Origin of the sequence: Bordetella sp. (genome assembly GCF_051960075.1) — a bacterium.
Lineage (GTDB): Bacteria > Pseudomonadota > Gammaproteobacteria > Burkholderiales > Burkholderiaceae_B > Bordetella.
This window is the reverse complement of record NZ_JBQCER010000095.1, coordinates 13,613-32,497: the sequence shown is the minus strand read 5'-3', so window position 1 is coordinate 32,497 and position 18,885 is coordinate 13,613. Positions and strand designations below refer to the sequence as shown.

At 64.4% G+C, this 18,885-nt stretch carries 18 protein-coding genes; 4 read left to right on the top strand and 14 right to left on the bottom strand.

Annotated features, from left to right (window positions below; genetic code table 11):
* Nucleotides 1–129 precede the first annotated feature (129 nt).
* The 4 genes from ACTHJ1_RS16690 to mdlC form a co-directional block, all read right to left on the bottom strand.
* Entirely contained in the window at nt 130–1,500 is a 1,371-nt protein-coding gene (locus ACTHJ1_RS16690; protein ID WP_440194658.1) for an MFS transporter, read from the bottom strand.
* Between the two features lie 64 nt (nt 1,501–1,564).
* A complete protein-coding gene (locus ACTHJ1_RS16685) occupies nt 1,565–2,500 on the bottom strand; it encodes a ketopantoate reductase family protein (protein ID WP_440194655.1) in 936 nt (311 codons plus the stop codon).
* Between the two features lie 14 nt (nt 2,501–2,514).
* The gene (locus tag ACTHJ1_RS16680; protein ID WP_440194652.1) at nt 2,515–3,966 is read right to left on the bottom strand and encodes an aldehyde dehydrogenase; all 1,452 of its coding nucleotides are present in this window, start codon (nt 3,964–3,966) and stop codon (nt 2,515–2,517) included.
* A gap of 48 nt (nt 3,967–4,014) precedes the next feature.
* On the bottom strand, nt 4,015–5,658 hold the full coding sequence (mdlC, locus tag ACTHJ1_RS16675; RefSeq protein ID WP_440194649.1) for a benzoylformate decarboxylase: 1,644 nt from the start codon (nt 5,656–5,658) through the stop codon (nt 4,015–4,017).
* Between the two features lie 115 nt (nt 5,659–5,773).
* Here mdlC and ACTHJ1_RS16670 point away from each other — a divergent pair, with 115 nt between their 5' ends.
* Both ACTHJ1_RS16670 and ACTHJ1_RS16665 read left to right on the top strand, forming a co-directional pair.
* Nucleotides 5,774–6,691 carry a LysR family transcriptional regulator gene (locus ACTHJ1_RS16670; protein ID WP_440194646.1) on the top strand — a complete coding sequence of 306 codons (918 nt, stop codon included), beginning with the start codon at nt 5,774–5,776 and terminating at the stop codon, nt 6,689–6,691.
* A 28-nt stretch (nt 6,692–6,719) separates the two neighbouring features.
* A complete protein-coding gene (locus tag ACTHJ1_RS16665) occupies nt 6,720–7,550 on the top strand; it encodes an arylamine N-acetyltransferase family protein (RefSeq protein WP_440194643.1) in 831 nt (276 codons plus the stop codon).
* A gap of 61 nt (nt 7,551–7,611) precedes the next feature.
* Here ACTHJ1_RS16665 and ACTHJ1_RS16660 read toward each other — a convergent pair whose 3' ends face one another.
* The 6 genes from ACTHJ1_RS16660 to ACTHJ1_RS16635 form a co-directional block, all read right to left on the bottom strand.
* Nucleotides 7,612–8,964 (bottom strand): MFS transporter, encoded by a 1,353-nt coding sequence (locus tag ACTHJ1_RS16660; RefSeq protein WP_440194640.1) that lies wholly within the window; start codon nt 8,962–8,964, stop codon nt 7,612–7,614.
* A gap of 86 nt (nt 8,965–9,050) precedes the next feature.
* Entirely contained in the window at nt 9,051–10,046 is a 996-nt protein-coding gene (locus ACTHJ1_RS16655) for a hydroxymethylglutaryl-CoA lyase (protein WP_440194637.1), read from the bottom strand.
* The gene (locus ACTHJ1_RS16650) at nt 10,043–11,260 is read right to left on the bottom strand and encodes a CaiB/BaiF CoA transferase family protein (protein WP_440194635.1); all 1,218 of its coding nucleotides are present in this window, start codon (nt 11,258–11,260) and stop codon (nt 10,043–10,045) included. Before ACTHJ1_RS16650 ends, ACTHJ1_RS16655 begins: the two co-directional genes overlap by 4 nt.
* A 241-nt stretch (nt 11,261–11,501) precedes the next feature.
* Nucleotides 11,502–12,416 (bottom strand): LysR substrate-binding domain-containing protein, encoded by a 915-nt coding sequence (locus tag ACTHJ1_RS16645; RefSeq protein ID WP_440194632.1) that lies wholly within the window; start codon nt 12,414–12,416, stop codon nt 11,502–11,504.
* A gap of 344 nt (nt 12,417–12,760) precedes the next feature.
* Entirely contained in the window at nt 12,761–13,720 is a 960-nt protein-coding gene (locus tag ACTHJ1_RS16640; protein WP_440194629.1) for a DMT family transporter, read from the bottom strand.
* Between the two features lie 8 nt (nt 13,721–13,728).
* Nucleotides 13,729–14,115, bottom strand: a complete 387-nt coding sequence (locus ACTHJ1_RS16635; protein ID WP_440194626.1) for a VOC family protein — start codon at nt 14,113–14,115, stop codon at nt 13,729–13,731.
* A gap of 123 nt (nt 14,116–14,238) precedes the next feature.
* On the opposite strand from ACTHJ1_RS16635, the gene ACTHJ1_RS16630 reads away from it, so the two are divergent.
* Nucleotides 14,239–14,859 (top strand): CGNR zinc finger domain-containing protein, encoded by a 621-nt coding sequence (locus tag ACTHJ1_RS16630; protein ID WP_440194623.1) that lies wholly within the window; start codon nt 14,239–14,241, stop codon nt 14,857–14,859.
* 7 nt (nt 14,860–14,866) lie between these two features.
* Here the strand turns inward: ACTHJ1_RS16630 and ACTHJ1_RS16625 are convergent, their stop codons facing one another.
* Nucleotides 14,867–15,304 (bottom strand): Lrp/AsnC family transcriptional regulator, encoded by a 438-nt coding sequence (locus tag ACTHJ1_RS16625; RefSeq protein WP_440194620.1) that lies wholly within the window; start codon nt 15,302–15,304, stop codon nt 14,867–14,869.
* Nucleotides 15,305–15,428: 124 nt separating this feature from the next.
* On the opposite strand from ACTHJ1_RS16625, the gene ACTHJ1_RS16620 reads away from it, so the two are divergent.
* Nucleotides 15,429–16,322, top strand: a complete 894-nt coding sequence (locus ACTHJ1_RS16620) for a DMT family transporter (protein ID WP_440194618.1) — start codon at nt 15,429–15,431, stop codon at nt 16,320–16,322.
* A 21-nt stretch (nt 16,323–16,343) separates the two neighbouring features.
* Here ACTHJ1_RS16620 and ACTHJ1_RS16615 read toward each other — a convergent pair whose 3' ends face one another.
* From ACTHJ1_RS16615 to ACTHJ1_RS16605, 3 genes are read right to left on the bottom strand one after another with little or no spacing between them, the layout of a single operon-like run.
* Nucleotides 16,344–16,856, bottom strand: a complete 513-nt coding sequence (locus ACTHJ1_RS16615; RefSeq protein WP_440194615.1) for an OmpA family protein — start codon at nt 16,854–16,856, stop codon at nt 16,344–16,346.
* Entirely contained in the window at nt 16,849–18,138 is a 1,290-nt protein-coding gene (locus ACTHJ1_RS16610; RefSeq protein WP_440194612.1) for a diguanylate cyclase domain-containing protein, read from the bottom strand. The genes ACTHJ1_RS16615 and ACTHJ1_RS16610 overlap by 8 nt, the downstream gene beginning before the upstream one ends.
* The gene (locus tag ACTHJ1_RS16605) at nt 18,135–18,689 is read right to left on the bottom strand and encodes a YfiR family protein (protein ID WP_440194609.1); all 555 of its coding nucleotides are present in this window, start codon (nt 18,687–18,689) and stop codon (nt 18,135–18,137) included. Before ACTHJ1_RS16605 ends, ACTHJ1_RS16610 begins: the two co-directional genes overlap by 4 nt.
* Nucleotides 18,690–18,885: the final 196 nt, after the last annotated feature.

The window sequence follows — 18,885 nt, the reverse complement described above, 5'->3', positions numbered from 1 at the left end:
ATTTTTACGCATTCGTAATGCGAAGGTCGTAGGTTCGACTCCTATTGCCGGCACCAGTCGATTCAAGCACTTAGGCCAACCTCTCGGGGTTGGCCTTTTGCTTTGTCGCCGCCATGCCCCCTTCGGCAATCAATGTTCGATACGGGCCGGTATATGTCGGCGCACCACCGTCAGCGCAATCAGCACGACGATCATCGCGGCGCCCAGCATCAGCAGATAACCCGACGGGCCGCCGGCGGTGATCACCGCGGCGCCTGCGAATCCGCTCAGAATCGCGCCGATGCGCCCGAAGGCGAGCGCCGATGCGGTGCCCGTGGCGCGCATGCCGGTCGGATAGACATAGGCGCACAGCGCATACATCGTCGATTGAACCGCGTTGACGAACAGACCGTGCAGTCCCAGGCCGATGAGCATGAAGGTCGTATGCTGCGTCGCGCTGGTGCCGATCAGCATCCACGCGCTGGCGACGCCGCCCAGGCAGCACAACAGCAAGGGCCAACGCGAACCGTAGCGTCCGATCGCAAGCGCGCACAAGACTGCACCGATCACGCCGCCGAAGTTGTACATGCTCAGGCCATAGCCCGCCATCGAGACGCTCAGGCCGGCTCCGGTCAGCATCGACGGCAGCCAGCTGAACGCGGCATAGACTGCCATCAGGCACATGAAAAAAGCACACCAGATCGCGACGGTATCGAGGGCCCGTCCATCGCGAAACAGCCCCGTGAACCCGATATGCCTCTCCGCGTTTTGCTCGAGCGCGTCGGTGAAGCTCGAGTCGGCCGGAACACTGCGCTCCATGCGCTGCAGCAACTTGACCAGAGAGGGCCAGCGTTGCGGCCGTCGCGCCAGAAAGCGCGGCGATTCCGGCAGCACGACGATCAGAATGAAAGCGAGCGCAAGCGGCAGGATGCCGCTCAGGATGAACAGCATGCGCCAGCCATAGACCGGCAATACATGGCCGGCAAACAGACCGGCGATCATGCCTCCCATGGGAACGCACAGAATCGTCGCCGTCACCGCGAAGGTGCGGTAGCGCGCGGGCGTGAACTCTGCGGTCATCGTGGTCGAAGACGGCAGCGCGCCGCCGATGCCCAGGCCGGCAAAAAAGCGCAGTATCGCAATGGCCTGGACGTTGGGCGCGAATCCGATCGCGCAGGTCATCACGCCGAACACCAGCAGGCTGCTGATCACGGCCCAGCGGCGGCCGAAGCGGTCGGCGTACAGACCGGCGAACGCACTGCCTATACCCATGCCTACCAGACCCGACACGACCACGGGCGCGAACGCGTTGCGCGAAATGCCCCACTCTTTGATCAGCACCGGAATCGCAAAACCGATCATCTGACCGTCGAAACCGTCGGCGATGATGGACAGCGCCGCCAATATCACCACCAGCTTCTGAAACAGTGCGTAGCCGCCCTCGTCCAGCGTATTGCCGATATCGACCGCCAGGCTGCGCCCAGGCGAAGCCGCCGCCGAAGCGGAATAAACGTTACTCATCTGCTTGTCTCCGTTGTATGCGCTATCTGCGCGTTTATCGTCTATTGATTTTTCGGCCGTAGCCTCAACTTGGGCCGCGCGCATCGACCAACCGCACCAGTTGCAGCAGACACTCGATCGTCGGTGCAGCCGTTCCCGTCTTTCGCGCAGCGGCGGCGATCGCGCCGTTGATCGCCTCGATTTCTGTCTTGCGGCCGGCCAGCACATCCTGCAGCATCGAGGGTTTGTGAGCCTGGTGATGGACCAGCGCGAAACGCACGGCGCCCGCGACGCGCGCTTCGTCGAAGGCGTTGCCTTCCGCCCCGGCGACTGCCGCGGCCTCGGCCACGACCTTCAACGCCAGCGCCTCGCCGTCCGGCACGTTCGCCAACTCGCCCACCGCACATCGCGTAAGCGCGCATAGACTGTTCATGGCGGCATTGAACGCAACCTTCTCCCATATCGCCGGCCACACGTCGGGGTCGGCAATGCTGTTCAGGCCGGCCGAGTTCAAGGCCTCCAGCGCACGCCGCAAGTGCCCATGAGGTTTGCCGTCCGCGCTCATCATGTGAATGACGCCGGCGCCGTGCGAACTTACCTGGCCGGGCGCGGACTTGTCCGCGGGCCAGGTCGTCATGCCGACCATGATGCGTTCGTGCGGGACGTGCCGCCCGATGCGTTCGACGTTGCCCAGTCCGTTCTGCAGGGACAGCACCGCGGTATCCGGCCCCAGCAGATGGCGTCCCGATGCGAGCGCCGCTTCGGTATGCATGGTCTTGGTGAAAATAATCAGCAGTTCCGGCGCCGGCCCCGCCTGCTCGGGGCGGCAGGCGCGCAGATTGCCGACGATGCGCGAGCCCGAGTCCGTGCTCAGCCGCAGTCCTTCTGCGCGTATCGCATTCAGGTGCGCCTCGTCGATATCGACGAGCGTGACGCGATGGCCCGCCTCGGCGAGCAGGCCGCCGAACAGCGAACCCATCGCGCCCGCGCCGAGAATCGCAATATCCAAAACATCCGTCATCGTGTCTCTCCGACTCAGAAGGGATAATGGCGCGGTGTCGTCTGTAGCGTGATCCAGCGCAGATCGGTGAATTCGGCGATGCCGGCCTTGCCGCCGAAACGGCCGAATCCGCTGGCCTTCACGCCGCCGAACGGCATCTGCGCCTCATCGTGCACGGTGGGGCCGTTGACGTGGCAGATGCCCGATTCGATGCGCTTGGCCACATTGAACGCGCGCGCCGCATCGCGGCTGAAAACGGCTGCCGACAGGCCGTATTCGTTGTCGTTGGCGCAGGCGATCGCGGCCTCCTCGCCGCGCACGCGCACGATGGGCTTGACCGGACCGAACGATTCGTCGTGGTAAATGCGCATGTCCGGCGTCACGAAGTCCAGCAGCGTCGCGGGCATGAGCGTCGTCTTGCTCTTGCCGCCGCACACCAGCTTGGCCCCCTTGGCAAGCGCGTCGTCGATCATCGCGTTGCAGCGCTCGACGGTGCTCATGTCGACGACCGAACCCAGCACGACCGGCCCATGGCGCGGATCGCCCAGCGGCAAGGCGCCGGCCCGCTCCGCGAGCCCGGCGACAAACGCGTCGGCGATGCTTTCATCGACGATGATGCGCTCGGTCGACATGCATATCTGTCCGGAATTGGCGAAGGCCCCGAATACGGCACCATCCACCGCTGCGGCGATGTCGGCGTCATCGAGCACGACGAGCGGCGCCTTGCCGCCGAGTTCGAGCACGACCGGCTTCAGATGACGCGCGCAGCTCTGGGCAATGATGCGGCCTACGCGCGTCGAGCCCGTGAAGTTCACGCGGCGCACCCCCGGATGCCCGATCATCGCCTCGACGACGCGCCCGGCGTCGGCCGGCGCGTTCGTGACGAAATTCACGACACCGGGCGGCAGGCCCGCTTCCTGCATCACCTGGACGATGAGGCCGTGCGTGGCCGGGCAGATTTCCGAGCCCTTGAGCACGACGGTGTTGCCGCATGCGAGCGGCAGCGCGATGGCGCGAACCGCGAGAATAATGGGAGCGTTCCACGGCGCAATGCCCAGCACGACGCCTGCGGGCTGGCGCACGCCCATCGCCAGGCTGCCCGGCACGTCGGACGGAATCACTTCGCCGGATAGTTGCGTGGTGAGCGCGGCCGCCTCGATCAGGCCGGCCGCCGCCAGATGCACGTTGAAGCCGGCCCAGATGCCCGACGCGCCCGTCTCGGCGGCCATTGCGGCGGCAAAGGCATCGGCCTTGGCCTCGAGCGCATGCGCGGCCTTGGTCAGCAAGGCGCGACGCTCGCTCGGCCCCATGGCCGCCCACGCGGGAAACGCCGCCGCCGCCGCATCGACGGCGGCGGCGGCGTCTTCCTCCGTGGCCGCCGGCGCGCGCGTCGCAGGCTGACCATCCAGCGGGTTGCAGCGCTCGAAAGTCGCGCCATTGCGGGCCTGCATCGCTTTGCCGCCGATCAGCATCGATACGATTTTCATGGTGTGTCTCCGTTATGGAAATTTATGAATGAGGCGCTCGCCCGACAGTCAGGCAACGACAATTTCGATCAGCACCGGGCCGCCGTCGATGCCGCGCGACAATCCGCGACGCAGCACGTCGGCCAGCCGGGAAGCGTCGCTCACGCGCTCGCCGGGGCAACCCATGCCCGCGGCAATTGTCACGAAATCAAGTCCCGGCAAGTCCGTGCCCTGTACCGTCTCGCCCGGCGCAAAACCGAACACCGGCGCAAAATCCTGCAACGCGGCATAGCGCGTGTTGTTCAAAATGACAAAGGTAATGGGCAATTTCATCTGCGCCGCGCTCCAGACCGCCTGGATCGAATACATGCTCGAACCGTCGCCGATGAGTCCGATCACGCGCCGGCCCGGCTGCGCCAGCGCGACGCCGACCGCCGCCGGCATGCCGTATCCCAGGCCGCCGCTGTCCATCGTCAAAAAGGCGCCGGCGCGCGCGATGGGCAGATAACGCTGCATCTCGGCCCGCGAGCCCGGCGCCTCCTCGACGACCATGCCGTCCGGATCGCGCACGTCGGCAAGCGTCTGCAGCGCGAACGCGACCGACATGCGCTCGCCGTGCGCGGGCGGCATCGCACGCGGCGGCATCGCACGCGGCGCGGGCAGCTCGCGCATCGGGGGCGCCGGGCGCGCGAGCAGGTCCTGCACCCCCAGCCGTACATTGCCGACTGCGACAATGCCTTGCGGCGTCCACGACGCGACGTTGGGATCGTCGACCAGCTGGCACAGCTTTGCGTCGACGGGAATATGAGGACCGTTTCCCTCGACGTGATACGTGAACGCGGGGGCGCCGGCCACGAAGATCGCATCGTGTCCGGCGAGCAGCTCGACGATGCGCGCGCGCCTCGCCGGCAGAAAGCCCGCGAACAATCTATGCCGTTCAGGAAAGCTGCAGCGCCCCGTCATCGGGGCCACATAAACGCGAGCGCTGTGGCGCTCGGCCAGTTCCACGATCTCGTGCGCCGCGCCGGCGCGATCGACCCCGCCGCCCACCACGAAAGCAGGCCGCTCGCTCGCATCGAGCAGGGCGCCGATTCGATCGAGCATCATGGGATCCGGACGCATGACGTGCGCAACCTCGCGCTCGGGCACGCGGTCGCTCGGCTGATCCCAGTCGTCGGCGGGAATGGACACAAATACCGGTCCGCGCGGCTCCTGCATGGCGATCGCATAGGCGCGCGCGATCGCCAGCGGCACGTCCTGCGCGCGGGCGGGTTCGATGCTCCATTTCACATAGGGCTTGGGCAGCTCGGTCGCCTGAGTGGCGGCCAGGAAAGGATCGAAGGGCAGGATCGAACGGGCTTGCTGGCCTGCGGTAACGACCAGCGGTGTGCGGTTGCGAAACGCCGTGAAGATATTGCCCATTGCATTGCCCACGCCCGCCGCCGAATGCAGGTTGATGAGCGCCGCGTTGCCGATCGACTGGGCGTAACCGTCGGCCATGCCGACCACGACCGCCTCCTGCAGGCCGAGCACATAGCGGAAATCCGCAGGAAAATCGCGAAACATCGGCAGCTCGGTCGAACCCGGGTTGGCAAAAATCGACGTCATGCCGACGCGGCGCGCGAAGTCCACGACCGCATCGCGCACCGTCCATTGCCGGTCTGGATTGTCCTGAGCCTGTCCGGCACTCAGCTTCGGCGCGCAGCCCGTCATGCGTAGTCTCCTGGGTATTTATTTAAGGGGTGAATCCGAAAATCGTGCAGTGATTATCTCGATCACCTGGATAACTGGAAATTGCATAATCAGGAAAAAGTCATTACCTTTGTGCATGACTTACAACCTCCAGCAACTGCAAGCCTTCGCGACCATCGCCGAATGCGGCAGCCTTGGCCGGGCCGCCCAGGCGCTGCACATCACCCAGCCGGCGCTGAGCCGGTCCATACGCCGCCTCGAGGAACAGATCGGCGCTGCGTTGTTCGAGCGCCATTCGCGCGGCATGCACCTGAGCGCCATCGGCCAAGCCCTGCTGCCCCATGCCATCCTGCTGCAGCGCGAAGCCGAACAGGCGCGCGAAGAAATCGACGCCATGCGCGGACTGGCGCGCGGCACGATACGCGTGGGCGCGGTGGGCAGCATCGCAAGCCTCGTGCTGCCCCTCGCTGTGGGGCGCGTCCTGGACAAGTGGCCGAATCTGCGCGTGGAAATCATCGAAGGCGTATGGGATCGGCTCGCCACCGCGCTGGTCAAGCGCGAAATCGATCTGGCGCTCAGCATGGCCATGCCGGATACCGAAGAAATCGCCGCCATTACCGACTGCCGCTGGGAAGACTCCAGTTATGTCGTCGCCGCCCTGGATCATCCGCTGCGGCGCAAGCCCACGCTCACGCTGGCCGATACGCTGACGCAGCGCTGGGCGATTCCGCCGCGCGGCACCGAACCGTTCAAGCATATGCAGAACGTGTTCGCCGATCACGGACTGGGACTGCCGGACATTGCCGTCGAGACGCGTTCGATCACGACCTTGAAGAGCCTGGTCGCGCGCTCGGGCTTTCTGAGCTGGATGGCATCGACGATGTACGTGACTGAAAGCCGCGCCGGCGAATTCGATACGCTGCACATGCCGGGCGTGGCCGGACGGCGCACGCTCACGGCCTTCCGAAGACGGCACGGCATCTTGCCGAGTCCGGCAGCCAAGCTGCTGGACCAATTGCGGCAATTGACAGCCCAGCAGTTCAACGTCGACTAGACTGACCGAAACCCGGCCTGGAGGCACAGTGCTCAACCTCGACGCTTATTTCACCCGAATTTCCTACACGGGTCCGCGCACGCCGACGCTCGCTACGCTGCGCGAGCTGCATGCGCTGCATCCCCAGGCAATCGCCTTCGAAAACCTCTCGCCGCTGCTCGGGCAGTCGGTCAGTCTGGAACTGGCGGATATCGAGGCCAAGCTCGTTCGCGCCGGACGCGGCGGCTACTGCTTCGAGCACAATCGTCTGTTTCAGGCTGCGCTCGAAGCCCTGGGCTTTTGCGTCATGCCGCTCGCCGCGCGCGTATTGTGGGGCCCATCGCCCGCCGCCGTGCCGCCGCGCACCCACATGCTGCTGCTCGTCGAAGCGCAAGGCGAACGCTGGATTGCCGACGTCGGCTTCGGCGGGGTCACGCTGCCGACCCCATTGCGATTCGAGGCCGGCACGACGCAGGACACGCCGCACGAAGCATTCCAGCTACATGCGCTCGAAGACGGCGGTTGGCTGCTTCGAGTCCGGCTGGGCGAGGTATGGCGCGACGTATACCGCTTCGACCTGGTGCGGCAATTCGACGTGGACTATGCAGTGTCGAATTTCTACGTGAACAAACACCCCGAGTCGCCGTTCGTCAGCAACCTGCTGGCTGCGCGCCTCGCCGCGGGTGAACGCCACACCTTGTTCAATGGGAGGCTGGGGCACTATGCGTCGGGGTCTTTTTCGCATCGCGACCTGACCCGCGTCGCGCAGCTGCGCCAGGTTCTTGAAGAGATCTTCCGCATCCGTCTGCCGGATGCCGACGGTCTCGTGACGCCGACGGACCTGGATGCGGCGCTGCAGCGCTGCATCGATGCGCCGTGACCGCGGGATTCAAGTCCGACATGGCACCCGATTCATAAGGCGCCATGCACCCGAGCAGCGCTTAATCCGGCATGCCCTTGCCTTGGGTTTCAGGCAAAAACCACGGAATGAAAATGCCGAGCACATAGCAGGAGCTCATGATGAGCGCGGCCTGCGATACGCCGCCGAAGGTCTTGATCATCGAACCGGAGAGGATCGGGAATACCCAGGCAATCAAGCGCGCCGCATTGAACACGAAACTGATCGCAGTCGAGCGCAGGCTCGACGTGAAAAGCTCGGAGGGATAAATCGCCATCCAGGCATAGGCACACCCCAGAGTGAAGAAGCCGTTGATCGGCGCGATCACGACCATGCCGCCAAGTGTGTGCGTCAGCCTGTAGGTAATGACCGTCGTGATGAGCGAGCCCGCGAAAGTCAGGCTGAGGAATGCGCGCCGGCCGATGGCATCGACGATGAAACCCGACAGCAGATACGCCAGGATTGCGCCGACGGTGTAGATGATCGCGATTCGGGAGCCCCAGGCGACGGCGTCTGCCGCGCCTGACGCCTTGGCCAGCGACACGGTGAAAGTGGGAAGCCAGCTCGAGATCGCCCACCATCCGGTCGTCGTGATGATGGAGAGCAGCACTGTCAGCAGCGTGCGACGCAGCGCCTCGGGTTCGGCAAACAATTGCTTGAGCGTGAACGGCCGTTTGTCGCCTGCGGAAACGAGCGAGGCCGAATGTGGGTCTGGCGTCGCATTCCAGCGTTTTTCCTTGACGGCCTGGCGCCACTTCTCGGATTCGCTCAACCCTTTGCGCAGGTACAGGACAAAAAAGGCCGGCAACGCGCCGACGATGAACATGAGCCGCCAGGTTTGCGCTCCGAGCGGATGCGTCGACGACAGTATGTACCAGACGACGGCGGCCAGCAGCGTGCCCCAGCCAAAGCCGGACTGCAGAAACCCTGCGCCCTTGGTGCGGGCGCGCTCGGGCCAGGTTTCCGAGATCAGGGCGACCCCCGTGCTCCACTCGCTGCCCATGGCAAGCCCGGTGAGAAAGCGAAGCGCGCACAGCACTGCGAAGGTATTGGAAAAGGCGGTGAACCCGGAAAAGAGCGCATAGAGGAAAACCGACCACAGCATCATCCGCTTGCGGCCGATATAGTCGGCCAGGATGCCGCCGACCAGCCCGCCGACTCCCCAGCCCAGCAGCGTAATGCCGATGACAAGCCCGGCGTAGACAGGCAGCGAAGGCAGTTGAGCCGGTGCGAGCAGCGACTTGAGCATCGGCGCTATGACGACGACAAGCGCGAGCGCTTCAAAGCCGTCGAAGATCCAGCCGAGAAATCCGCCTCGGAGCACGTTCCAGTGCGCCGGGGTCAGGCCGTCATACCAGCGCGTCTTGAGCGGCTGTGCAGTGTGGGTGTCTTGCATGGTTTTGTCTCCTGGATGACGGCGCCGCCCGATTTTGCTTGATCGAATCCGTGGGAAGCGGCCGTCGTTGTCAAATCGGCAGCGAATCAATTTTTGTGCAGGTGAGGCATGTCCCGCTGTAATGCGCGTTCCCGGATGGCCGTGAAATCCGCCGGAGGCGGGTGCAGGTCCAGCCGCCGCCCGGCCTTGACGATCTGGCTCGGCGTGTCGTGTCCGATCAGCGCCGGAAGTCGACGAGCGGCGTCGATGAGCGCAGCCAGATCCACATGCGTGTCGTAACCCATGGCATCCAGCGCGTGGACGATCTCTTCGCTGCAGACATTGCCGCTCGCGCCGGGCGCGTAGGGGCATCCGCCCATGCCGCCCAGCGAGGCGTCGAACCGGACGGCGCCCGCGTCGATCGCGGCCAGCACGTTGGCCAGCCCCATTCCGCGGGTATTGTGAAAATGCAGGGAGAGTTCGACATCGGGCCAGCGAGCAATGAATGCCTCAGTCAACCGGACTACCTGGCCGGGATGCGCCATGCCCGTCGTATCGCAAAGCGTCACGCCGGCGGCGCCCGCCTCATCGATGAAGCGCTGGCACCAACTCATGACGCAAGACTCCGGCACGTCTCCTTCGATCGGACAGCCGAACGCGCAGGAAAGCGATATGTTCACGGGCAGGCACGCGCCGTGCGCGATCGACGCCACCTGCCTGAGGCCGTTGAACGACTGCGCCCGCGTCATGCGCAGGTTCGATAGATTGTGGCTTTCGCTGGCGGATATCACGAGATTGAGTTCGTCCGCGCAAGCGTCGATCGCCCGCTCGGCGCCGCGCACATTGGGGACAAGCGCGCTGTAGACGACGTTGGGTGCGCGTTCGATTTCGCGCAACACGATTTCTGCATCGCGCAGGGCAGGAATCGCCTGCGGCGATACGAATGCGGTCACTTCGATCTTGGCCACGCCCGTCTTCGAGAGCGCGTCGATCAATGCGATTTTCTCGTGCGTCGCGACGAACGATCGCTCTGCCTGGAAGCCGTCGCGCATGCCGACTTCCTGCATGTAAATCCTGCGTGTTTCGCCATTCCAGACGCTCATGCGATCACTCCCTTTTCGCGCAACTGGTCTATCTGTGCGTCGGTCAGGCCGACCTCGCGCAGTACCTCGTTCGTATCCTCGCCCAGCCTGGGGGCGGACGAGCGTATCGAACCCGGGGTGCCCGCCAGCTTCGGCACGATGCCGGGCACATCCAGCGCGTAGCCATCGCGCGTCTGTTGCCGCAGGATCATGTCGCGGGCCCGATAATGCGGATCTTCGGCAATGTCTTTCGCGGTGTATATCTTGCCCGACGGCACACGCGCCTGCGCCAATGCGGCCAGCACCTCCTGCGTCGTGCGCTGCGCGCTCCAGTTCTCGATGGCGCCGTCCAGTTCGGCGACGCGGGCGACCCGACCCGCGTTGTTGGCCAGAGACGGATCGTCGGCCAGATCCTGGCGTCCGATCACGGCCATGAGGCGCTTGAAAATGCTGTCGCCATTGCCCGCGATGAGGACATAGCCGTCCGTGCATCGATACGCGTTGGACGGGGCGATTCCCGGTAGCGCGCTGCCGGCGGCTTCGCGCACGGCGCCGAACGCGCTGTACTCGGGAATGAGGCTCTCCATGACATTGAAGACCGCCTCGTGCAGCGCGACGTCGATGACTTGCCCTTGCCCGCCGTTCGCGTCGCGGTGATAAAGCGCGGTCAGCACGCCGATGACGCCATGCAGCGCCGCCAGCGTGTCGCCGATGGAAACGCCGCAACGCACCGGCACGCGCCCGGGCTCGCCCGTCAGATGCCGCAACCCGCCCATGGCTTCGCCGATCGCACCGAACCCCGGCAGGTCGCGATAAGGCCCCGTCTGTCCATAGCCGGAAATGCGCAGCATGATCAAACCGGGATTTTTCTCGGCCAGCTGCGCATAGCTCATGCCCCAGCCTTCGAGCGTGCCAGGACGGAAATTTTCGATGAGGACGTCGGCTTCGGCAATCAGCCTGCGCGCCAGGCCCTGCCCGTCGGGATCGCGCAGATCCAGCGCGATCGAGCGCTTGTTGCGCGACTGCACCTGCCACCAGACCGAAGTGCCGTCTTTCATGAGCCGCCAGTTGCGCAGCGGATCGCCGCTTTCGGGCGCCTCGATCTTGATGACCTCGGCGCCGAATTCTCCCAGCGTCTTGCCGGCAAACGGACCGGCGATCAACTGCCCCATCTCGACGACCCGCACCCCCTTGAGTGCCGCCGGCGGTACAGCAAGAGAAGACGGTGTGTTCATGATGTCGAATCCTGTTATCAATCGAAGAACCACGGTGATGCTGCACCGCGCCTATGCCCGCAAGCGCAGATCTGATCGGCCTGCCGGGCTCGGAATTTCATGATGACACCCATTGTCGAAAGCCCGGACGCGAAGGGGAATGACAATATGGGAAAACCAGCTTTCGCCAAACGCGAAAGCGAATACGGGAGAACACGGATTGTCAGGGAGGTTTTTTCGAGCGCCGCAGCACGGCGCAGCTTCATTTCGACGTGCTGTCGGAGGCGATTCGCGTCAGATGATTGACCAGCAGGCGCGCCGGCCTGGGCAGCGCGCCGAGATCCCGCGCGCAAATCAGCAGTTCCCGCTCGGCCCAGTCTTCCGCCAGATCGATCTTGCACAGACCCATCGAGCGGATGTGCGGACGCACTGCGGCCTCGGGCAGCACGGCGATGCCCAGTCCGGCCGCAACCATCACGCACATGGCGTCAAAGCTGCGAACCTGGATCCGAAGCTTGAGCGTCTTGCCGCACGAGGCTGTCGCCAGCTGAAGCCGTTTTGCGAGCGAAGTATTGTGCGTCAGACTGACGAAATCGAAGTCGAGCGCATCGTCGAACGACACTGACTCGCGCTGTGCAAGCGGGTGCCCCACCGGAATGACCAGCGCCAGGGAATCGCGGCGATAAAGCGTCGTCTGCAGCCCGAACGTCGGCATCTGATCGGCCATGATGCCGAAATCGGCATGGCCGTCCACCACGGCCAAGGCAACCTGCTCGCTGTTCTGCTCCTCGAGCTCGATGCGGATTTCCGGATTGGCGGCGGTGAAGGCGGCGATATCCGAGGGCAGGAACTGCGTCACCGCCGACGTATTGGCCCCCATGCGCACGACGCCGACCACGCCTGCCGCATAGTCAGAGAGGTCGGAAGCCATGAGATCCACATCGTCCAGGATGCGCTGGGCATGGCGCATGAGCGCCTCTCCGGCCGCGGTAAGCGTGATTCCGCGCGAATGGCGCTCGAACAGAATCGTACCGATCGAAGATTCCAGGTCCGCAATGCGTTTGCTCGCCGCGCCGATGGCCAGATGCGCCTGCTCTGCGCCTTTGCTGATGCTGCCGCTGCGGACAACGAGCGCAAATAGCGAAAGAGAAACGAGATCCAGACGGTGGCGGTTCATGTCATCGAACTCCGGTATTTGCTTACGACCGGCCCGACTTGCGTCGCAAACAAATGCACAGGGATAGGCGTTATGTGGTCCGTGCAAACTAGATGCGGCGCCTTGCCCCTTTCAGGCCTATGGCAGAGACGAGGGTCGAATGAGCCATGTTCGCGCACTTTGGTATTCTTAAAATTAGTGACCGAACAGTACAACAAAAAGCCTATTTTTAGGGCCTTCTTCCACCGGGTGTCGAGCAGGATGATCAAGGGATCGAATTCCTCGACCCGGTTGATCCACAAGGTCTCGGGCATGCCAACAGCCCGAATCGCCAGGGAAGCAACCCGACTCGGGCCGTCGCAGGCTCATGCCGACAGCGCGTTCCCGCCCGGCATGGGTTGCAGCTTCGGTTGCGCAGCACCCTTGCGGCTTGCGCACATGACGCCGACGGTGACCAAGACGATGGCGGCGATCGTCAGCGCCGAAGGACGTTCACCCAGGAAGATGAAGGCCAGCATCGTCGCCGCCGCCGGCGTCAGCGCGCCCAGCACCGAAGCGCGCGAGGCGCCCAGACGGCGCACCGATTCGCCATAGGCATAAAGGCCCACGACCGCCGACAGGGTCTGCGCGATGGCTTGATAGCCGACGTCGCGCCACTGCACGGTGGCAAAGTCGGGATGCCCCACGCCCGCGTAGACGATCAGCACCAGCACCAGCGACCACCCGTTGACGACGCCCGCCGCGTGCAGCGCGCCCAGGCCTTGCCTGCGCAGGACGATCGTGTAGACCGCCCACATCAGCGCCGCGAGCAGGAACAGCGCGTGGCCCCGCCATTCGCCCTGAATGCCGTCGGACGAATCGAAGAAACCGAAGATCGCCAAGCCGGCCAGGAGCAGCGCGAAGCCGATGACCTGCGGCCGGCGCAGCCGCTCGCGCATCACGAGCACGGCAAGCACGGCGACGAAGAACGGCATCGAACCGATCATCACTGAAGCGATGTGCGAGGCCGGTGCGTATTTCATGCCCGTGGCGCTGACGAAGAGAAACGGCGCGCCCGCGCCGGCGACCAGCAATGCCGTCGCGCGCCAGTTGGCCGCTATCGGCGGCATGCCGCGCCGCAGGCAAAGCGGAACGAGCACGGCCGACGCGCAGAGGTAACGCACGAGCATGATGTCGATGGGACGCAGCGAGGTTTTGACGCCGACGCGAGTGGACACGACCCATACGGCCCAGATCAACACGACCAGCAGCCCCCATGCCGTGCCGATCGCGACCTCGCGCAGAGGCGAGCTGCCGCCTGCCTTATTGGCGGACGCGGACTGCATGGCCGCGTTCACTTTGCCGCCTCGGCCAGGTCGCAATGCGCTTCGAGACGGTAGCCGTCGGGATCGACCACAAACGCGGCGTAATAGCCCGAGCCATACGCCTCGCGTACGCCCGGTACGCCGTTGTCACTGCCGCCACACTCCATGGCGGCCCGGTAGAACGCGTCGACCTGGGCCGGGGTCGAGGCGACAAAGGACAGGTGCAGGCCGGATTGCGGATCCGCGACGACGGGGCGGGAAGTCTTGAGCAGCCACAGCTTGGGTTCGTCGGAACCGTAGGAAAGCGACGAATCGTCTGCGCTGAGGCGCCGATAGCCGAGCGCACCCAGCGTGTGGTCATAGAAGCGGGTGCTGCGAGCGATCTCGGAAATGCCGAACGAGAGGTGGTCGATCATCTGAGTTCTCCTGATTCATTTCCCTTGAGGGTTTTTGGCGGCTTTGTATAACCACCATGATGGTTATGCTATGAGCAGGGTCTGTCCTTGTCAACCACCTTGACGGTTAGATAAGATTCGACCATGAAGAACACGGTTTCGAGCGCCCGGCGCTTCCTGATTCCGGCACAGTCCGAGAGCCTGAGCATCGACTTCGCCAACACGAAGTACTGGCGGGGAACCGACGCGCCGACCGAAACGCTGGCGAAGATGGACGATGTGTTGGCCTGGTGCCGCGATACCGCGAAGATTCCTGCGGCGATGATCGATGCGTTCCGCGCGCTGTGCCTGCAGGATGAAGCGGCAACGCTCGCGGGTGCGATCGCTCTGCGCGAACTGCTCTACCGGCTCTATTTGGCTCATGCGCAAGGCGCAGAGCCGGACGCCGAGGACCTTTCGGCGCTGCGCGAATACCTGGGCAGCGCCGCGCCGCGCAAGGAGCTGTCGCGCGTGGACGGGCGCTATGAATGGGCCGTCGAAGGCCGGTACTGCAGCTTGACGGGGCTGTTGAGTCCGGTGCTCTGGTCAGCCACGGATCTCCTGGGCGGAGCGCGCCTGGGTAAGCTCAAGCGCTGCGCCAATGATCAATGCCTGTGGCTGTTCGTCGATGACAGCAAGAGCGGCAACCGGCGCTGGTGCTCGATGTCGGCCTGTGGCAACCGCGCCAAGGCGCATCGGCATTACCACAGCAAATCGTCGAGCTGAACGGGGCTCAGAACGGCGGCAGCCGCCGCTTGACAGGCTGGGATTTCACGATCGCCGTGCTGGTCTCGGCGATATCGGTGATGCGATCCAAAATGTGATCCAGATGCTCGATCGAGCGCAGATAAAGACGGCCGATGAAGCAGTCTTCACCCGTCACTTTGTCGCACTCGCCGAACTCCGGAGTGTTTTCGATCAGTTTCTGCACAGCCTGCAGCTTACCGGGCATGGGCCGGATGCGCACCAGCGCCTGCATAGGGTAGCCCAGTGCACGGGGCTCGACGTCCATGCCGAAGCTGCGGATGACGCCCCGCTCCTCCAGGCGGCGCAGCCGTTCGGAAGTGGCCGGAGACGAAAGCCCGATTTGCTCGGCCAGCGGCTTGATCGCCATGCGGCCGTCTTGCTGGAGCAGGATCAGGATGCGGCGGTCGGTGTCGTCCAGGCTCATAGGAAAATCTCGATGAATGCCTAATAAAGATAATTAAATATAGCCTTACTCCTTAAATTTCGCATTCGGATTGCGCATCTAATCTTCTACATTGGAGCCATTCGATGAGTAAAGGAAGAGCGGGATGAACGAGAAGACGCACGGGATGATCGAGATGGTCGCGGCGATGATGGTGTCGGGCACCATCGGCTGGTTCGTCGTGGTGTCGGGCAGCCCGGTGCCCCAGGTCGTCTTCTGGCGCTGCGTGTTCGGCGCGCTGGTGCTGCTGCCGGTGTGCCTCGCCAAAGGCTATCTGCAGCCCGGCCGCATCAGCCGGCGCCAGGCCATGCTGGCCGCGCTGGGCGGCATCGCTATCGTGGCCAACTGGCTACTGCTGTTCGCGGCGTATTCGCACGCCACCATTTCCATCGCCACGACGGTCTACAACACGCAGCCGTTCATGCTGGTGGGCCTGGGGGCCCTGTTTCTGGGCGAGCGCCTGACGCTGGCCAAACTGGGATGGCTGCTGCTGTCGTTCGGCGGCATGCTGCTGATCGTGCAGTCGCGGCCGGACGCGGTGGCCGCGCAAGGCAGCTATCTGCTGGGAATACTGCTGTCGCTGGGCGCGGCGCTCTTCTATGCGCTGGCCGCCTTGCTGGCCAAGAAACTCAAGGACGTGCCGCCGCATCTGATCGCGTTGATCCAGGTCTGCGTCGGCATCGTCGCGCTGTCGCCTCTGGCGCTGCATGCAGGATGGCCCGGGGGTGTTGCCACATGGAGCCTGTTGGCCACGATCGGGGCGGTTCACACCGGCGTGACGTATATCCTGCTTTATGGGGCGATACAGCGGCTGCCGACATCGTTGACCGGGGCATTGTCCTTCATCTATCCGATCGTAGCGATCGTGGTGGACGATACGGCATTCGGCCATCGCCTGCATCCGCTGCAGGCAACGGGAGCCGTATTGATTCTGCTCGCGGCCGCCGGCATGACCCAGGGGTGGGCGTGGCGCAGAAATGCGCGACGCGCAACCGCCTAAGGTGCGCAAGCGCGCAAGAAATCAATCGACAACGACGATGATGGAGACGTGGCGGTTTTGCGCCCGGCCCGCTTCGGTGCGGTTGTCGGCGATGGGATGGCGCTTGCCCATGCCGACGGATTCGAGGCCGGCGCGCGGAAAGCCGCCCTCGGCCAGGGCAGCCACGACCGCATCGGCCCTGCGCTTGGACAAGGCTTCGTTGTATTCGTCGCTGCCGACCGAGTCGGTGTAACCCACCACCTTCAGGTGCATGATTTGCACAGCCTGCAGCGATTTGCCGATGCGGGCGATCTTGTGCGCCCCGGCATCCGACAGCGTGGCGTCGTTGATGGAAAAGAGCACCGTGGTCGACTGGTCCAGCGTCCAGCCCTGCGGCATCTCGATGAAACCCTGCTCTTTCAGCACTGCGATCTGCGCCGGCGTGAGCCCCGGCTTGCGGGACGCGCACCCGGCAACGCCTGCGGCGGCGGCAGCCATCATGCCGGCAAGCACCATGCGGCGGATTCGATCGGCTTTGTCGGGAATATCAGGCATTTTTTTCCGGATCGGCATTGAGGAAGACAGGGGCAGCATACGCCTGCTGGCCGGAAACGACCCGATGGCTCGCCTTGTCCGCGTACATTGCGGTATCGGCACATCGCAGCAACGCCCCCATGTCGCTGGCGTCGTTAGGATAAAGCGCCGTGCCCACGCTGATCGACGTGGTCAGGGTTACTCCCTGCTCCAGCGCCATGGGCTGGGTCATGGTCGTGCGCATCGACTCGGCCACGCGCTGAGCGCCGTCCCGGTCCGTGACGGGATCGAGCAGTACCGCGAACTCGTCGCCGCCGAGCCGGGCGACCATATCGCTGGCGCGCAGGTGCCCGCTTATTCTGCGGGCGACCTGCACCAGCACGGCATCGCCCGCGGCATGACCGAAACGGTCATTGATCGACTTGAAATCGTTGCTGTCGACGAACAGCACCGCAAAGCGATGACCGTCTGTCTGCGCGCGCTGCATGGCCTGCTTGAGCCGGCTTTCGAACGCCATGCGATTGGGCAGCCCCGTGAGGCTGTCGTGGGCCGCCTGATGCGCCAGAACCCGGTTCTCGCCCTGCACGCCGGCCTCCCAGAGTTCCAGTTCGCCGAGCAGGCTGTTGAAGTCGCTGGCCAGTTCGTTCAGTTCGACGATGTCGGCCTGCGGCACACGTTCGCCGAACGAGCGCGCGGTGCGCACGCGCCGGGTCACGTCGGTCAGCAGTCGCAACGGGTGCATGATCAGGCGGAACGTGCGCCGCGCCACATAAGCCGTCATCACCAGGCTGGCGCCTATGCACACGAGGATCCAGACACAGCCGGTGACCAGAAAGCCCCACATGCTGTCGGGACTGCCCTTGGCACGTATCTCTCCGACGCGCCTGCCGTTGCTCAGCACAGGCACGCTGACTGTCTGGTTCAGCAGTCCGCTGCTCGTGAGCCAGCGCAGCGCCCCCGAGGAGGCGCCACGCTCTCTATGCCATCTGGCCAGGACCTGCCCTTGCGCGTCGGTGACGACTACGCTCTGGACGTCCTCCGTCGAAGCGATCCGGTTGACTTCCGTACGAGTGGCCGAGCCGTCGTGAAACACGACGGCCGCCTCGGCCGAGAATGCCATCGAACGCGCGACGAGCTCGAGATTGCGCGTGACCGTGCTGCGCAGCTGCAGCAGCCCCGCGACCATCAACGCCGTTCCGACGCAGCACACGGCAACCAATATCGAGGCCACATGCGCACGCAGCAGCGCCTGCGATAGCGGCTTGGGCTGCGCGCTGCTGCCGGAAGTAGCGGGCGACGTCATTGGTCCGGCTGCTTGTGCACGAGGAGCAGCACCTTGGGATTGATGTGCAGGCCGCTACGCGCAATCGCATCCAGGTTGACCGAAAATGTGGCCTGGGCGCCCGTGTTCGATATGCAGAACAGGCTGCCCATTACGCATCCGTCGCCGGAGCCGGTGATGCTCAGCACAGGGCGGCCCGCAAGACGTCGGAACAGATCGGCGCGTCCCGCCTCGCCGGTCTGCTCGATATAGACGGCGTCGCAATCCGAATCCAGGCGGGTATCCTGAGCAGCGAGATATTGCACGCTGGCCAGAGGCGTCGAAACCTCGATGTCGCGCACGAGCAGGTCGGCGTACACGGCTGGCGTCGCGATGCAAAGCCGCACTTTGCGCGGCGGGCCCGGCCATTGCGTGAAATTGATGATTCCGCCGACGATGCGCGCAATGTCTTGCACACGCCGCGAGCCGTGGCTCCCGGTCGCCGAGGATTGGGCGACGGCGGTCGCGCACGACAAGGCCAGCAGGACCGACAAAGCGCCCCGCAAAGCCAGGCCTGCGCATGTTGCCGGCATCCACCGGAAGCGTCTTGAAAACATCGATCGTGGCGAATTGTTGTTGGCGATCATGCTGCAAGAGGGATTTCCGTAATCCTGCCCGGAAAACAGGACGGCGCCGGGATGGCCTCGGCAAGGAAAATCTATTCGCCATTTTAGCGACAGAATGCCATGCGCGAGCGCCCTCATACACGCCGGCGCCGCGCTCTGTCGC

Excerpts from the sequence above, each read along its gene's own strand:
- ACTHJ1_RS16690 (WP_440194658.1), bottom strand. The coding sequence starts at position 1,500 with ATGAGTAACGTTTATTCCGCTTCGGCGGCGGCTTCGCCTGGGCGCAGC.
- ACTHJ1_RS16610 (WP_440194612.1), bottom strand. The coding sequence starts at position 18,138 with ATGACGTCGCCCGCTACTTCCGGCAGCAGCGCGCAGCCCAAGCCGCTA.
- ACTHJ1_RS16645 (WP_440194632.1), bottom strand. The coding sequence starts at position 12,416 with ATGAACCGCCACCGTCTGGATCTCGTTTCTCTTTCGCTATTTGCGCTC.
- ACTHJ1_RS16620 (WP_440194618.1), top strand. The coding sequence starts at position 15,429 with ATGAACGAGAAGACGCACGGGATGATCGAGATGGTCGCGGCGATGATG.
- ACTHJ1_RS16635 (WP_440194626.1), bottom strand. The coding sequence starts at position 14,115 with ATGATCGACCACCTCTCGTTCGGCATTTCCGAGATCGCTCGCAGCACC.
- ACTHJ1_RS16630 (WP_440194623.1), top strand. The coding sequence starts at position 14,239 with ATGAAGAACACGGTTTCGAGCGCCCGGCGCTTCCTGATTCCGGCACAG.
- ACTHJ1_RS16605 (WP_440194609.1), bottom strand. The coding sequence starts at position 18,689 with ATGCCGGCAACATGCGCAGGCCTGGCTTTGCGGGGCGCTTTGTCGGTC.
- ACTHJ1_RS16625 (WP_440194620.1), bottom strand. The coding sequence starts at position 15,304 with ATGAGCCTGGACGACACCGACCGCCGCATCCTGATCCTGCTCCAGCAA.
- ACTHJ1_RS16655 (WP_440194637.1), bottom strand. The coding sequence starts at position 10,046 with ATGAGCGTCTGGAATGGCGAAACACGCAGGATTTACATGCAGGAAGTC.
- mdlC (WP_440194649.1), bottom strand. The coding sequence starts at position 5,658 with ATGACGGGCTGCGCGCCGAAGCTGAGTGCCGGACAGGCTCAGGACAAT.
- ACTHJ1_RS16670 (WP_440194646.1), top strand. The coding sequence starts at position 5,774 with ATGACTTACAACCTCCAGCAACTGCAAGCCTTCGCGACCATCGCCGAA.
- ACTHJ1_RS16680 (WP_440194652.1), bottom strand. The coding sequence starts at position 3,966 with ATGAAAATCGTATCGATGCTGATCGGCGGCAAAGCGATGCAGGCCCGC.
- ACTHJ1_RS16685 (WP_440194655.1), bottom strand. The coding sequence starts at position 2,500 with ATGACGGATGTTTTGGATATTGCGATTCTCGGCGCGGGCGCGATGGGT.
- ACTHJ1_RS16640 (WP_440194629.1), bottom strand. The coding sequence starts at position 13,720 with ATGCAGTCCGCGTCCGCCAATAAGGCAGGCGGCAGCTCGCCTCTGCGC.
- ACTHJ1_RS16660 (WP_440194640.1), bottom strand. The coding sequence starts at position 8,964 with ATGCAAGACACCCACACTGCACAGCCGCTCAAGACGCGCTGGTATGAC.
- ACTHJ1_RS16650 (WP_440194635.1), bottom strand. The coding sequence starts at position 11,260 with ATGAACACACCGTCTTCTCTTGCTGTACCGCCGGCGGCACTCAAGGGG.
- ACTHJ1_RS16615 (WP_440194615.1), bottom strand. The coding sequence starts at position 16,856 with ATGCCTGATATTCCCGACAAAGCCGATCGAATCCGCCGCATGGTGCTT.